The following is a 14,451-nucleotide window of genomic DNA, read 5'->3' on the forward strand; positions in this document are numbered from 1 at the left end:
TTCATGACTCCAGTATTGTAGGCAGCCGCTCACGCAGCTCTTTCACGAGAACACGCTCGTTCTCCGAATAGTCGATCGGTACATTGATCAGATGGACACCACCTTCGGCAAAAGCTGTCGCTATTACCTGTTTGAACTGCCCGATTTCCGTAACCCGTATTCCCCTGGCTCCATAAGACTGCGCATACTTCACGAAATCAGGATTACCAAACGTCATTCCAAAATCCGGAAAATCGTCAACCGCCTGCTTCCAGCGTATCATGCCATAGGCGCCATCCTCGATGACAAGAACAACCAGATTGAGCTTCATGCGAACGGCTGTCTCAAGTTCCTGACTGTTCATCATGAAACCACCATCCCCGCAAACAGCCATGACGCGGCGTTCGGGATAAAGCATTGCTGCTGTCATAGCCGAGGGCAGACCGGCACCCATTGTCGCCAGGGCATTGTCGAGAAGCAGGGTATTGGCCATTTTGGTGCGGTAATTCCTTGCAAACCAGATCTTGTACATTCCATTGTCGAGTGCGAGGATACCGTCATGCGGCATGGCTTCGCGAATGTCATGGACGAGCCGCTGAGGCGTGAACCGGTCCTCGGTGGCGCGTGCAGCAATCCTGTTGAGGATGCCTTCTCTCAGATGAAGCAGAGCCTGGGCATTGGGGAGTTTGCCTTCGATACGGTCAGCCAACGCCTTGAGCGAGGGACCTATATCGCCGATGACTTCCGATTGCGGGAAATAGACCTGCTCGACTGTTGCAGGCATATAGCCAACATGCACCACGTTCGGACCATCCGCTCCCATGATGAAGGGAGGCTTTTCAATCGTATCATGACCTATGGTAACGATCAGGTCAGCCTGTTCTATAGCCTCATGCACATAATCCCGCTCTGAAAGTGCCGCTGTTCCCATATACAATTCAGTGCCGCCGGGAACAGTGCCCTTCCCCATCTGCGTTGTGAAAAACGGAATCCGCGTACGAAGCACGAATTGCGCGATGTCTGATGTGGAACGCGGGCGCGATGCGGCAGCGCCAAACATCAACAAGGGACGCTTCGCCGCCACTATGAGCGAAGCAGCGCGATCAAGCGAAACATCACTGGCCGTCGGCAGTTCCACAGGATGTGGTGCAATGAGCGGAACCGGCTGGCATTCCTCCGCTGCAATATCTTCAGGAAGTTCCAGATGCACTGGTCCTGGCCGTTCTTCCTGTGCAATTCTGAAGGCTTCGCGTACTGTGGTTGGAATCATTTGCGGTGACACGATCTGCCGCGACAGTTTGGTCAAGGGCCTCATAGAGGCCACCACATCGACCACCTGAAACCGGGCCTGTCTGGAGGACAATATTCCCTTCTGGCCGGTAATCATGATCATGGGCATTGCACCAAGCAGGGCATAGGCCGCGCCCGTCGAAAGATTCAAGGCACCCGGGCCCAATGTCGTCAGGCAGACTCCGGGCTTGCCTGTCAGGCGACCATAAGTAGCCGCCATGAATGCGGCTGCCTGCTCGTGCCTGGTCAGCACAAGCTGTATGGAAGATTTTCGGATTGACTCGACGACATCCAGGTTCTCTTCACCCGGAATGCCGAAGATACGATCAACGCCTTCGTTCTCAAGCGCTGCAACAAGTAGATCGGAACCTTTTGTCATGAATTTGTGCTCGTGCTGATTAGTGATGGAGCGATCGAGGGAATCCCCGAATGTTGCGTACATACTGGCAAGATAGGCCGTTTTCTCCAGCTGTCCACCCAAACGACCCATCAACCAATAGTGAAACAAGCATCACGCCTCAGCCCATTCACACAAATGCTTAAAACGGCGGTGCTTAAGTCTGCAACATTACCCCCAATGGCAGCTGGACCGTGTAAGGGCAGCATTTCCGATAGTCTGACACAGTTTGGCTAGAACTTGCGGACAATGGACAGTTCTTTTCAGTCCATGGTCCTGCTTGGTATGTCGACATGACAATCGGCCTTGGGAACAAACACGCCATCTTCTATGAGAAGCGGAACTTGTTGATTTACGAGCTATCCCGCATAGCTCAATTGCAACGGGTTGCGAGGAAGGCCAATTGTTGAAATTCTCGTCGACCTAACTTTACGGGCAAACAGGAGATATTTGATGCCAGCACTCGAGTTTCGCAAAGCAGTACAAAGGGACTTGCATAACCTTATCCTTCTGCTGGCGGATGATGAGCTCGGACAAAGCCGTGAAATTGTATCGGACCCTATAGCTGATTGCTATATTCGGGCTTTTAAAGCTGTCGAAGAAGACCAGAACCAACTGCTGGTTGCTGTCGTGGAGCACGGCAAAATCATCGGTTGCATGCAGCTTTCCTATATACCTGGATTATCACGCAGCGGGATGTGGCGCGGTCAGATCGAGAGCGTGAGAATTGCGCCAAGCCATCGGGGACAAGGTATCGGCCACCGCATGATCGAATGGGCTATTGCAAATTTCAGAGAGCGCGGCTGCGGGCTCGTGCAGTTGACTTCGGACAAGACGCGACCGGATGCGCTCCGATTTTATAGCGCGCTTGGATTCACGCCAACTCATGAAGGTTTCAAGCTTGCGCTGTAGCGATCCTTGCAGGGGAAACTGCTATGTTTTCCTTGAGTTGTTTTAATCATCCAGACCTTTTCCTTCTAAAATTCTTGGCAAAGATTTTTCAATTCTGGCCTCACGGGTTTTGGACTGCTTTGCCGACGAAAAATGAAGAAGATAAGCTCGCTGCCTTCCGGGAGTCAGCGCGTAAAAGGCTGTTTTCACCGCAGGTAAATTATTGAGTTTGGCTTGAAATTCCTCAGGAACGGCAAACTCTTTTGTCGTCTTGAAGTCTACCTTCAAACCGGCCTTCTGAACCTCGATGGCCTCCTGAATATAGTCTTTCAGGATAGCTTTCATCCCAGTTATTTCCGGCAGACCGGTAAACCGGATTTGGCGTGCAGACTGCACATTCTCCGTCTGCTGGATCAGAACGTTCTTTGAATCCTTCAACAAAGCGCCCTGGATAAAGAGCATTGCGCAATATGCCTTGAACCCGTGTATCAGAACGATATTGCTGTTTTGAAACGTGTAGCAAGGGACGCCCCATTTCAGCTCTTCAGTCAGTTCGCATTCCAATGCAATAGACCTCAGCTCCGCAAACTCCTCTTTCCAACTTTTCGCCCTGCTTAAAAAAGCATCGACCTTCGGGTTCGTCTCACTCTTTGTCATGGCGTTTCTCCCAAAACGATTGCTTTTTTCGCTAGTCTATCAATAGACTGCGGCTACTCCAGTCACTTCTGGGAACAGAATCTCCCACTGCAAAACTGAACGAGACAACCTTGCTCCTGTTATTGTCAACGGTGCACTTGAAGTTGATATTGTACCAATCTCCCCTGCTGCGAAAAGCTCCGTCACTGGTGTTAAACGAATATTCCGAAATTCGCCCGCCTGGAACGAGAAGGTCGGGGAAAGAACCGGGTCGTTGACGCCTCACCTGCTCCAATGCTTCGATCGTACAAAGCTGCATAATTCGATCTCTGGCCGACATTTTACGCGCAGACTGCCTTACCCGAAAGCTTGCGAGTGCCTCTTGCGAGAAAAGCTCCTTGACCGGAGTGGGATTGTTCACCTTTTCATTTGCTTTGGGTTTTGCGGGTTCGGCAGTTATTGCTTCCTTTGCTTCAGGGCGCGGTTTTTCTTCCGAGGCAGGTTTCAGGCCTTCCGGTGATTTTTCTTGTTCCTGCGACTTTTCAGCTTTAGCGGGTTTTTCCGGCTTGGTCTCGTCGTCTGCATTGTCCGGTTCCGACGACTCTTGAGCAGCAATTGGGGGCAATTCTTTTTCTGCTGTTTTCGGCTCGGTTTTTGCGGTGGCTGCCGCGAATGCAGGGCTGCCTCCCGCAGGCGGTTGTGCAGGAGCTGACGGTGGTTTGAGTTGAGATTTTTCTACAGGTTCCGACGATGGGGCTGGAGGGGGAACAAGCTTGACGTCAATTGTTTCCTTCGGTGCTGGCATTGTTTCAAAAGAAAGCCCGTTCCACAGCAATAATCCTATCAAAAGATGCAAAGCGAGTGAGAATGGCAAGCCAAACTTCAGCCTTTTCCAGGGCTTTGCAGCATACTCGAAAATGCTCGAAAGATTAGCGATCACGCGTCCAAAACCCATATGTGCGGCCAGCGTTCAACTCATCGGGCTGTTCCGGAAGATGGACATGTCAAGACAGATTTCCGAAACCCATAAGCATTTGCAACCGAATGTCTGATGTACATTCTTGGTCGAGTGATAACAAGAATCAAAGTGCTGCTGGATTTTTGACGCAACGTAGAGAAAGCGCTTTGTAATTTTCGCGATTGCATTACTCTGATCCTGCGGAAGTAGAATTCCCGCCAAATCAGAGGATGGAACATGAAGAAACTGCTTTTATTCACTGCTATTATCGTTGCATACACATCGGCTGCAGGCGCACAGGACGCCCCCGTCATACGGATAGCTACCGAAGGCGCTTACCCGCCGTTCAACACTTTGAACTCTGACGGGACCTTAACCGGGCTGGACGTTGATATGGCGAATGCTCTTTGCGAAGAGATGAAAGCCAAATGTACGATAGTTGCTCAGGATTGGGATGGCATCATTCCCGGACTCATGGCCAGCAAATATGACGCAATCATTGCATCAATGAGCATCACCGAGGACCGAAAAAAACAGATCGATTTCACGAACAAGTACTACACAACACCCTTGGCAGTCGCCGTTCCAAACGACAGTACTCTGGCAGGCGTCGCTATCGCTGACATGAAAGACAAGACCGTTGGCGCACAGGCAGGCACGACGCAAGCAAACTACGCCACAGATGTTTACGGCAAGGCGGGTGTGGATGTGAAACTTTATCCCACGCAGGACGAGGCTGCAGCGGATATGACAAACGGTCGTATCGATGCGCTTATCTCGGACAAATTCGTCGTCGTGGATTGGCTCAACAACGCGGGAAAAGACTGCTGCAAAATGCTTGGCGACGTCCCCGGAACCGAGACCGAAGCAGGTATCGGTATCCGCAAAGGCGACGATGCACTGAGGGAAAAGTTCAACAAAGCAATCGATGCTATCGTGGCAAATGGGACGCACAAGAAAATCGTTGCCAAATATTTCCCCTTCGACATTTATTAGAAGTCAGCGATGCCCCTCGCAACCTGACCATCGGAATGGATTGATGTCGAAGATTTTCAGCGTGATGAGATGACAGCTTTGCGCCAAAGCGGTGGTCAGCGAACATCGCTTTCATGGGGTTGCGGTCCGATTTGCTTTGCCGTAAAGCCATCGCTGTCGGCACCGTACTTCCTGATACAACATCGAAAGTGTATTGCATTCCTCGGCATCGTCCGGTGGCGCGCTTTAACATAGCTCACATTCTCGTGGATGAAGTTGACGCACTACACTTGCGATGCAAGCAGCATGGCGTACGGATTATAAAAGGGGCTGCAAGACAAGGACTATGGTCTACGTGCCTTCGTATTTGAAGACCCGGAAGGTAACCGCATCGATGTGGGCCAATTAATCTGAGCGCCATTCAGGACCAGGAAAGTTGACTATCCGGGTCCATCATATATCGCGACAACTTTCTCCTTGTGGGGTTGACGGCATCTCTTCCCGCTTGGCCCAGATCGCATTCGATCATTCTGCTGCCTAAGGCGGCTCTAAGCACTCAAGAAGATAAAGAAAAAACTGGGCTGATTTCAGAGCATTTTTCCTACGTTGTTAATGGCTCCGCATTAGAAAAGTCACAATCGCAGGAATCCATCTCATCCGGAAACCTCTGGTTGTTCCCACTTATCCGCATATGTCGGCCTAAAACGATCCAGCGGCACCGACTGCCGGTGATCCGGCGAGAGCGAAAACCTTTTCATGCGTCATGGGTCGGGCAGTCGCGCTTAACAGATCGATGCTTGACAAAATTGATGTGCGCACCTCATCTTGAGGCATTCAGAAGTGCAAAGTCTCTGGGAGGAGAGATATGGATCCCAAATTCGTCATCGACAGCGAGGAAGCGTTGCGCGAACTTTACCCGGCCACGCATGACCTCGCTATTCAAAAGTTTCAGGAAAGTCTTGGAATACACGCGCAAGCGTTTATCCGGCGTTCGCCGTTCCTTTGTTTGGGCACGCAAGATTTAGACGGCCGGGCAGATGTAAGCCCACGCGGCGACCCTCCCGGGTTCGTAAGTATTTTGGACAACAGAACGCTGGCTATCCCTGACCGTCCAGGGAACAACCGGTTGGACAGCCTTTCTAACATCATAGCAAATCCTGCTGTGGGGCTAATGTTCATGATCCCCGGCTTCGACGACACCCTGCGCGTCAATGGAGTGGCACGCATAGTCAATGACCCAACTCTTCTTGAAACCATGATGGTCAATAATCGCGTACCCACTCTCGCGATAATAGTGCAGGTCCGGGAGGTCTTCCTGCATTGCGCAAAAGCTCTTAGACGCTCGCATATTTGGGATACAGCTCACCATCAGGATCGCAAACAGATGCCGTCGTTGATCAAGATGATACTGGATGAAACGACCGGTGCACCGGGGGAGGAAGAGATGCAAAAGATCGATGCAGGATTGGAAGAGGATTACAAACAGACGATGTACTAAAGGCGTCTGACTGCGGATCCCATCAACGGATGTAGCAGCTTGTCGCGTACTAAAAACGGGAGGATTACCAAACAAAACATGGCGGCAAAACACCGATTATTATTGACGGCAAGAGTCAGGTAATGGGTGATCAGGGTCCGTTGACCAGCTTGAGAATAAGTTGCTGGATATTGCCTCCCCTGCTCATTTCATCGCGGTCAAAGTCCCTGCTTTTCTGGCGCTGAGCTATTGAAAGAGCGGAAAGTCGAGGCTGCATCTCGGACCGGATTTTTTGACAGGCGGGATCGTCAGGGACAGATAAGCCGACTGTCGCCGCCTCTATCGCGCGCACCATGTCCTTGATCATCTCGCCATGCACCAGTTCGTGATTTTTGACACCCGTGATGAATTCATCCCAACTTTGTTTGACCGCATCCGGCAAGCGATCAGATGGTTTGGGAAGCGTATAGGTGATTATCAGCTTGGGTCGCGCAGAAACCAATTTACAGGCATTGTCAGCCTGCCGTTCATATTTTCTGGTCCATGTCAGTTTGAAATTCGTGTGGGCAATGGCTCGGACCCTACCACCCAATTGCGGGCCTCTTTCGCCCATGGACGCATAGAGCGACGCACCCGACTTTCCGGCAATTGTATAAGGTTCCACCTTTTCAACTGCGACCCACTGAGCCGTGGCCAAGCCGGGCAATACGCAAAGAAAGCCAGTCAGCAGGAAAGAGAATAAAATGGGTCGTTTCAATCTGGCCTCGCTGACGCTGAATGAACTCGAACATGTTCACAGTTGCAGCGATTCGGCCACCCTGATCGAGGAATGACTCCGCCCGCTTTTGCGGACGGAGCCGGATGTCTTAACTAATTAACCGACGCCAGCGTCATGGAAGTTCCGGTAGCGGCAATATTGAGGCCAATCTGGCCGGTGATGCTCACTGCCTGAAGGTGAATGGAGCCTGATGTGCCGCCGAACAGCACATTCGTGCCAATACCGGCACCAACTGTGGCTTCAGCTGTCGCACCGCGATAAAGGCCGCTCAATGAACCATGATGATAGCCAGCGGTTGGTGCAAACACTGCCCAGATCAGACGGCTGCGAGTGGTAAAGCCAAGGTCAACGCCAAGCTTTTTGATTGCACCGGTATAATTGTCGATGCGCTCTCCGCCCATTGTGGATCGGAACGAACATTCAACTTCCTTGGCTGAACCAATCACATAGCCGACGCCACCGCCGATTGAGCAATCGAGATAGCCGATCTTCACGCCATTGCGTACATCTTGCTCTTCATATGTGCGGGTTTGTATATCGGCTGCTTTAGCCACTGTTGTACCGGCCAATGCCAGCGACCCTACGGCAAGCGCCATTGCAAGAGTCTTGTTCATGCTTCTCTCCTTAATAGAATCCTGACCGACACAAAATGCCGGATTGTCCCGTCCGCAAATTCAGCGATAGAACGTTGGTGCAACGATTCCAGTCCGGAAAAGGTTGCAAGAAAACAGATCCATAGGTGAAGGCGCGACAACGGACCGCCCACAGTTCAACGGGCATTAGGACATTTTAAAGGCATTGTGTGCAGCGGGCTGTGCTTTTCGTCAACGCTACTGATCGGCAAAGTACCTGCGAAAATCCGGAAACGCTTTAGCCGGCGGCGGAAATACACCAGGATCTGATGCGCGGCTCCGTAGTAGTGCAGAGCCGCTGCGAGCCGTTTTGGTTTTCGATCAGGGACCTTCAGCAGTAATTCTTCCGCGAGCAGGCGCGCTGAGAAGTCATAAATGCACCGCGGTTCTTCAAAATGTTTTCGAGAAACGGTGGTCTATGATCCTAGGCTCAGGACCTATCAATTTGCTTGCGGAGGCGGTGGACGGTTGATTCAATGGTGACGCGAGGAGGCGTTGCTATGAGTAACTTGATTTGGTTGTCCGAAGCGCAGATGCGCAGCATCGAGCCATATTTTCACTGTCGCACGGGGTGCCGCGGGTCGATGATCGTCGGATCATCAGCGGCATCATCTTCGTGATCCGTAATGGTTCGCGATGGCGTGACGCGCCTGCGCAGTACGGGCCACCGAAGACTAACTGCAACCAGTTCATCCGCTCGAGCCGCATGGGTGTCTTCAACAGGATATTCGCGGCGCTGGCAGCCAAGGGCAGCAAGCCAGATCGACTGATGATCGATGCTACCCATCTCAAGGTGCACCGCACAGCGGCCAGCCTGCTCAAAAAGGGGTTCCCCGACGTATCGAACACACCGAAGGCGGCCTAAACTCCAAGCTCCATGCCGTCTGCGATGGCAAGAGCCGACCATTGGTCATGCTGCTCAGCGAAGGGCAGATGAGCGACTACAAGGCGCGGCGCTGATGATCGATGCCTTGCCCAGGGCCAAGGCGCGGCTGGCCGATCGGGGCTACGATGCCGACTGGTTCCGTGCCGCTCTGACCGCGCGTGGCATTGCTCCCTGCATCCCGTCAAAGGTCAACCGTAAGGCCCCGGTTCCACACGACACTGTGCTCTACCGCCAGCGACACAGGATCGAGAACATACTCGGCAAACCCAAGGACTGGCGTCGCATCCACACCCGCTACGACCAATGCGCCCAAACCTTCATGTCCGCCATCTGCATAGCTGCGACCGTCATCTTCTGGCTCTGATACTCACGCAGCAGATGCCCATGCCTCCCGCAGCCACTCCCGAACTTGGTGGTCAACTTCTGGCGCCATTGATCTCCAGGTGATGTGTGAAGCGACCAGGCTTGGGCTCGATTACTTCCTTCCAGCGCGGAGATCGGTCTCTTCGCTGGAGGAAAACGCTCAAAACCAGTGGTGGATGGGTTCCACTGAGATATTGGTTCGGCCGCCAAACCGCGGCAAATGGGTGCTTCCGATAGAACCCAATCTGACTTTTGGATACGCGCCATTCCGCCTCGCCAACTGCTGTCACCGCAGAGTCGATTGGGGAGAATATCGCGCGGGAGTCCACGTCCGATCCAAGGTAGTCGTTCTCATTCACGCAAAAAGACCTTGCCACTCTCCCGCTCAGTTCGTTGGCAGAGCGCGGTTTGCTCCAGTTGATTAATAACACATACTTGCTAGCGACCATCGACCCCCTTGAGTGCTGCGACACAGGCGAACTCGGCTGCAGCCCCATTTTGTGCTGGTTTTGGTCACCGAGACAAACCCCAAAGCGTAGTCTCGCTCACCGCAGAAGGCGGTTGTGCGTCATTGCAACGGAAAGGTGCAAGTCTCCGCGCCGTCATCAATTTTAGGGCTAAGGCGCACGTAAGGTCGTGTTTCTTTGCAGATGGAACGCTAACTTAAAGACTGCAGGGGCCGGATATTATCAACGTTAATATCACCAATTATCACGCCTCGCGTTAGATCAGTTCGGTCGCTTTCAATCTTGATGACTGTATAAAGCTTGTCGTCGCGGAATGCACTTGCATTGAACGTGGTGACATCATCGGCCGGTGCTGCATCAACTTCCATAAAATCGAGTTCGCGACCGGCAGCCACAATTCTAGCGTCGCCAGTTGTTCTGGCAACGACGACGACTTCACCTTGAAACGGTGAATTCTCCCATCTGGGATCGTCAGGCGATGCGGTGGGTACAAGCCTATAGACATGAAGTGTTTCATCTTGCCCCACGAGACCAGACGAGCGGCTCGCGGCATCGGCAATCTGTGCTTCGCTTTCCATTGATTGACCAAAGGTCGTGGGGCTGCTTTTGTCGAAAGCTCGACTACCATCGGATTTATCGCCATTTGACATTTGGAACCTCCTTAAGTTGTTCATCCGAACCGCCCGGGGAAAGCTTTGGTTCCCTGACTCAACGTAACCTAAGAAACTTTTTTGCATGCTCGATGACGCAGAGTAGTCTGATGCTGACGGGGTTGTCAGCTCGAAATGAAACTTTTCATATCTTTTGAAACAAAATCAGCCTTTCGTTTGTTTGGTAAGAGTTAAGTTACAACCATAATTCAGAAGCGGCTGACCTACGCAGCCGTTGAGGGAGAATGACTCGGGGCCAATCGCTGGGCACATGACAATCCACATCCTGCTGATGAACGTCATTGCACTTGGCGCTGATTGTCGTCTATCGCAGGAGATCGGCACAGAATGCCGGACGCTTCATAACTGCTGCTGCAGTTATGCAAATCGTTGCTATCTGGGGCTGGCACGCGCCCCCTATGCTCAAATTCGCTCTATCCACTCACGCATCACCCAAGTTTCATCGTTGCTTCTTTGGAAGATCAGCAATTAGCCGCTTTGCTGTGCCATAGCCGGTTTCCTCGATCATCATCACGGTGCCATTAGCGGACTGGAAGCTCGTTTTGCAGGTGGGCGCTGATGAAGCCGTTGGTCTGCGTGGCGGGGCCTACTATGTCTTGATGCGCCGCGACGACTGCTGGCACGTCGTTTCGATCGGGCCTGGGTTGTTCATCAGTCAGATTGAATGCGGTCCATCTGCGAAGGCGATCCACCCGGATATCGGAATTTAGCACCACCTCGACGATGGCGGAATCTTCCAGAAACCACGCTATGACCGGGCCGAACAGCGCGGTGCGCGACCGGCACGGCCAGCGCTGAAGCGCTTCCTGCCTCTGGTGAGTGGAGGCCATGTCGTCCCCCATCTCGGAGGGACGCAACAGATGGTCCTCGGGATCGGGAATGATCAACAAAGTCCAGAATAAGGCTGGTTCAACAAGTTTGGATCGTAGCGGGAGCATGGCGTGCAATACACGGCGGTGGCCTATATCCGTCATAAGCGGGCTGGGTCCGGCAAGGTAACTGACTTAATCGGTCTGCCGGCTGGGACGTCCGCTTGGTGGTTTCCTGCGCGCCCACTGTCCCGTGTAATTGAAGCCGGGGTTACGCCGAGGGGTTGGTTGTTCCCAGGGCTTCGTCGAGTGCCCTGCGTCCGTTCCCGGCAAGCCAAGACCTGAGAGATAATAGCTCCGGGTTGATCTCACGCATGGCGTTCAGATCGACACGTTCTGCAAGCGGGCCATCTTCCAGGCTCTTCGCCATGTGCGCGAGGTCAGCATTCGCTGCGAGAACGTCATCGGAAAAGCGTGAGTAGGCGATCGGGCGACCGGCGACTTCGGTAAATGTGGCTTCAAGCTCGTGCCCCGTCACGCGGTCGCTTGCGATCTTCAAAGTCATGTCTCCGAAGCGGAGCTTGTCGGCAAACATCGCAGCAACGAATTTGCCGATGTCTTCCACGGCGGTCAGTTGAATTGAATGATCCGGTTTGATCAGGGATACCAATCGTCCCTCATCCAAACCGAAACCAGGTTGCACGAGCATTTCCATGAAGATCATCGGCCGGACGATGGTCGTGGTGATGGGGAGTTTTCGAACATGCGTTTCGATGCGAGGCTTGGCATCGAAACGCGCGACCCCCGTTAGCTCATCCCCAACGCTGGCGCCTGAAGAATAAACGAGATGGTCGACGCCGATTTCGGCTGCAACATCCGCAATCGAGATTCCATAGCGGACTTCGTCCTCTGCAGTCAGGTTGGCCGGCAATACGCTGAAAACACCATAGGTGTCTTTCATGGCAACACGCATCACATCCGTGTCTTCAAAGGAGCCCTGCACAAGCTCAACGCCTGCATTCCGCAGCGCTAAAGGTGCGGCATCCGCGGCATTTAAAACAAGGGCGCGAACCGGCCACCCCGCCTGCAATAAGGCTTTGGCAACAGATCCTCCCTGGCGGCCGGTAGCGCCGAAAATCAAAATTGGACGTTTGGCAACTGTCATTGGAAACCCTCGCATTGAACTATGGGGTATCCATATATACGTTTGGAGGACCGCCGGAAGACGGCACATTTTTCAGCATCACGCACAAGGATGATACCCATGGACAAACATATCCCTGCCGACACGCTGAGAGGCTCAAAGGGTGATCGGCTGTTCAGACCTATCCCGTCAAACGGCGTTTGCACGCTAATGAGCGACAAATGGACTGTCCCGGTCCTTTGGCGCCTTTCGCTCGCGCAGAAGTATCGGCTCCGCTTTTCAACGCTCAAAAAAGAGCTTGATGGGGTCACCCAGCGGATGCTGACACTTACGCTGCGCAATCTTGAGCGTGACGGGCTCGTCGTGCGCCATTATTTTCCCGAAGTGCCGCCGCGTGTCGAGTATGAGCTGACCGAAATGGGTGGTGGAGCTTTACGCGCCCTTGAGGGGTTCAATTTTTGGGTTCGGAATAATCTGTACACCATCCAGGAGTATCGTCGCGCTTACGACAGCTCCAAACAGTAAGCCGCAATATCGCTCCGGATGGCGACTGTCTCACACATTCCTCAAGTCCTTCTGTTGCTGCTGTTTTATTGAACTGAGGGGCACAGCCATCGTTATGAACTGGTGATGGGTTCGCCTTACTACACCGGAGTTTGCCAATGACGCTTCTTGTTTTCCATCACCAGTCGCAGCCCGGCGGTCAAGGCAAGCCGTTCGGCGGCCCGGTTTCCATAAGCCGTTTCTGCGGACAGTGTGATTATTCCCATATGTTCTCGCGCCCACGCAACAAAGGCCAGAACAATCTCTCGCGCCGCCCCGTGACCCCACAATTCCGGGATTAACTCGATACCAACGTCACCTACTGAAGGAGAAAGGTTCTCAGTTCTGATACCCACTGTTCCAACATACTGCTCAGGACAAGTTTTGGTGCTGACTGCAAGTTGAATGTTGCGGCGGGGCCGATGCGACTGCCAGCGATAAAAAGATCGAAAACCCGCTCCGCATGAGCCCGGCCGCGCTCCTCAGCAGCTAGAAAGCGTCGAAAGTTTTCATCCAACTGGCAAGCTACAAAGGCGGCCCTGTCTGCTTCGCAAAACTCGCGGAGGATGAATTGTTTCGTTTGAACAGTGATCGTGTCGTCCATGCCGTTCTCTACTTCTTTCACATCTTCAGGCTGTAGTTACAGCTCCTTCAGATCAGCATTCTTCGGCTGAATCGTTTGAGCCTTACTTTAGCCAGTATGAGGCGCAAATAGTATGGCTTATGGCCCTTCAAAACGTCCAAGCAAGTCAATAAAGATAAACTCGCTGTTTGGAAAAAGCCCGATATGTCGTCAAGGAACGCTTGATATCTCAAGGAGGTATCCGCATGAGCGCACCGTTTTTATCGGACAACGCCGGCCTAGACCGGTTTTCAAGGCTTTTCTCAACCGGCTAAGATGAACGTCCACCGCTCTTGGATCGGCGCTTTCATTGTCGGGCCAAGCAACATCCACCAACTCTTCCCGGCTGTGGACGCAATTGGGATATTGCAGCAAATGAAAAAGCAGCCGAAAACCGATAGGGCCGAGATCGAGCCTGCGTCGCTTGAACGTCGCACAATGCGCGTCCAGATTTAACTCGAAATCACCCTTCTGCAAAATTCGAACGGTGCGCTTTGGATTGCTGGGCGCAACATCGTCGTCAGCTGGGGCGATACCGCGAAGAAAGTGCAGTAATCTATCAGGCATAAGCGGACGGACAAAGCCATCTTCGACACCGGCCTTTATCAATTTGACGAACCGATGTGCATCGCCAGGACTTAGAAGCGCGGCAATCCGGACGTCCTTGGTCGCATCATCAGATTTGAATTGCCCGCATAATTGGATAGCAGCATCATAATTGTCGCAACAGTCCACGATGATTGCGTGGAGCCTTTCTTCGCAAGAAATGCGTCTCATCTCCGGCAATTCAGTGGCCACGGCGCTTGCATACCCCTCAGCTTCAAGAATGTATTTTAAAAGCACATAGAGCTCAGAATCGTGGGAACAAACTGCGACCTTTGGCTTGACCATCGAATTGCTCTCTTTCCGTTAACGCTACTATTTAAGGTTCCA

Annotated in this window: 16 protein-coding genes and 2 pseudogenes; 6 read left to right on the forward strand and 12 right to left on the reverse strand. The window is 52.7% G+C overall.

Going from position 1 to position 14,451, the window contains the following annotated elements; all coding sequences use genetic code 11:
- Window position 1: 1 nt before the first annotated feature.
- A complete protein-coding gene (locus ACYJL1_RS20560) occupies window positions 2–1,648 on the reverse strand; it encodes an acetolactate synthase large subunit (RefSeq protein ID WP_460898922.1) in 1,647 nt (548 codons plus the stop codon).
- 471 nt (window positions 1,649–2,119) lie between these two features.
- Here ACYJL1_RS20560 and ACYJL1_RS20565 point away from each other — a divergent pair, with 471 nt between their 5' ends.
- Window positions 2,120–2,578 (forward strand): GNAT family N-acetyltransferase, encoded by a 459-nt coding sequence (locus ACYJL1_RS20565; protein ID WP_460898924.1) that lies wholly within the window; start codon window positions 2,120–2,122, stop codon window positions 2,576–2,578.
- A gap of 42 nt (window positions 2,579–2,620) precedes the next feature.
- Here the strand turns inward: ACYJL1_RS20565 and ACYJL1_RS20570 are convergent, their stop codons facing one another.
- Entirely contained in the window at window positions 2,621–3,214 is a 594-nt protein-coding gene (locus ACYJL1_RS20570; RefSeq protein ID WP_460898926.1) for a YdeI/OmpD-associated family protein, read from the reverse strand.
- A gap of 31 nt (window positions 3,215–3,245) precedes the next feature.
- Window positions 3,246–4,148 carry a DUF930 domain-containing protein gene (locus tag ACYJL1_RS20575; protein WP_460898928.1) on the reverse strand — a complete coding sequence of 301 codons (903 nt, stop codon included), beginning with the start codon at window positions 4,146–4,148 and terminating at the stop codon, window positions 3,246–3,248.
- Window positions 4,149–4,388: 240 nt separating this feature from the next.
- Here ACYJL1_RS20575 and ACYJL1_RS20580 point away from each other — a divergent pair, with 240 nt between their 5' ends.
- The 3 genes and pseudogenes from ACYJL1_RS20580 (at window position 4,389) to ACYJL1_RS20590 (ending at window position 6,624) form a co-directional block, all read left to right on the forward strand.
- Window positions 4,389–5,147 carry an ABC transporter substrate-binding protein gene (locus ACYJL1_RS20580; RefSeq protein WP_460898930.1) on the forward strand — a complete coding sequence of 253 codons (759 nt, stop codon included), beginning with the start codon at window positions 4,389–4,391 and terminating at the stop codon, window positions 5,145–5,147.
- Between the two features lie 206 nt (window positions 5,148–5,353).
- Window positions 5,354–5,540: pseudogene (locus ACYJL1_RS20585) on the forward strand (VOC family protein); the annotation flags it as partial.
- 451 nt (window positions 5,541–5,991) lie between these two features.
- The gene (locus tag ACYJL1_RS20590; RefSeq protein WP_460898932.1) at window positions 5,992–6,624 is read left to right on the forward strand and encodes a pyridoxamine 5'-phosphate oxidase family protein; all 633 of its coding nucleotides are present in this window, start codon (window positions 5,992–5,994) and stop codon (window positions 6,622–6,624) included.
- Window positions 6,625–6,754: 130 nt separating this feature from the next.
- Here the strand turns inward: ACYJL1_RS20590 and ACYJL1_RS20595 are convergent, their stop codons facing one another.
- Both ACYJL1_RS20595 and ACYJL1_RS20600 read right to left on the reverse strand, forming a co-directional pair.
- Window positions 6,755–7,360, reverse strand: coding sequence for a DUF922 domain-containing Zn-dependent protease (locus ACYJL1_RS20595; protein WP_460898934.1), 606 nt, complete (start codon window positions 7,358–7,360; stop codon window positions 6,755–6,757).
- A 113-nt stretch (window positions 7,361–7,473) separates the two neighbouring features.
- Window positions 7,474–7,995, reverse strand: a complete 522-nt coding sequence (locus tag ACYJL1_RS20600) for a DUF992 domain-containing protein (RefSeq protein ID WP_460898936.1) — start codon at window positions 7,993–7,995, stop codon at window positions 7,474–7,476.
- A gap of 518 nt (window positions 7,996–8,513) precedes the next feature.
- On the opposite strand from ACYJL1_RS20600, the pseudogene ACYJL1_RS20605 reads away from it, so the two are divergent.
- A pseudogene (locus tag ACYJL1_RS20605) lies at window positions 8,514–9,263 on the forward strand (IS5 family transposase).
- 52 nt (window positions 9,264–9,315) lie between these two features.
- Here the strand turns inward: ACYJL1_RS20605 and ACYJL1_RS20610 are convergent.
- The 4 genes from ACYJL1_RS20610 to ACYJL1_RS20625 form a co-directional block, all read right to left on the reverse strand.
- The gene (locus ACYJL1_RS20610; protein WP_460898938.1) at window positions 9,316–9,759 is read right to left on the reverse strand and encodes a DUF5655 domain-containing protein; all 444 of its coding nucleotides are present in this window, start codon (window positions 9,757–9,759) and stop codon (window positions 9,316–9,318) included.
- Window positions 9,760–9,920: 161 nt separating this feature from the next.
- Window positions 9,921–10,379, reverse strand: a complete 459-nt coding sequence (locus tag ACYJL1_RS20615; RefSeq protein ID WP_460898940.1) for a hypothetical protein — start codon at window positions 10,377–10,379, stop codon at window positions 9,921–9,923.
- Window positions 10,380–10,921: 542 nt separating this feature from the next.
- A complete protein-coding gene (locus ACYJL1_RS20620; RefSeq protein ID WP_460898942.1) occupies window positions 10,922–11,287 on the reverse strand; it encodes a hypothetical protein in 366 nt (121 codons plus the stop codon).
- A gap of 193 nt (window positions 11,288–11,480) precedes the next feature.
- Window positions 11,481–12,374: an NmrA/HSCARG family protein gene (locus tag ACYJL1_RS20625; RefSeq protein WP_460898945.1), complete on the reverse strand. Its 894-nt coding sequence runs from the start codon at window positions 12,372–12,374 to the stop codon at window positions 11,481–11,483.
- A gap of 99 nt (window positions 12,375–12,473) precedes the next feature.
- Here ACYJL1_RS20625 and ACYJL1_RS20630 point away from each other — a divergent pair, with 99 nt between their 5' ends.
- The gene (locus ACYJL1_RS20630) at window positions 12,474–12,878 is read left to right on the forward strand and encodes a winged helix-turn-helix transcriptional regulator (RefSeq protein ID WP_460898947.1); all 405 of its coding nucleotides are present in this window, start codon (window positions 12,474–12,476) and stop codon (window positions 12,876–12,878) included.
- Between the two features lie 119 nt (window positions 12,879–12,997).
- On the opposite strand, the gene ACYJL1_RS20635 is transcribed toward ACYJL1_RS20630, so the two are convergent.
- The 3 genes from ACYJL1_RS20635 to ACYJL1_RS20645 all read right to left on the reverse strand — a co-directional run bounded on the left by ACYJL1_RS20635 (window position 12,998) and on the right by ACYJL1_RS20645 (window position 14,409).
- Complete coding sequence (locus ACYJL1_RS20635; protein ID WP_460899185.1) at window positions 12,998–13,303, reverse strand: GNAT family N-acetyltransferase; 306 nt, start codon at window positions 13,301–13,303, stop codon at window positions 12,998–13,000.
- Window positions 13,216–13,500 (reverse strand): GNAT family N-acetyltransferase, encoded by a 285-nt coding sequence (locus ACYJL1_RS20640; RefSeq protein WP_460898949.1) that lies wholly within the window; start codon window positions 13,498–13,500, stop codon window positions 13,216–13,218. Before ACYJL1_RS20640 ends, ACYJL1_RS20635 begins: the two co-directional genes overlap by 88 nt.
- Window positions 13,501–13,689: 189 nt before the next feature.
- A complete protein-coding gene (locus ACYJL1_RS20645) occupies window positions 13,690–14,409 on the reverse strand; it encodes a winged helix-turn-helix transcriptional regulator (protein WP_460898951.1) in 720 nt (239 codons plus the stop codon).
- Window positions 14,410–14,451 lie beyond the last annotated feature (42 nt).

It is taken from the genome of Phyllobacterium sp. K27 (assembly GCF_054796155.1).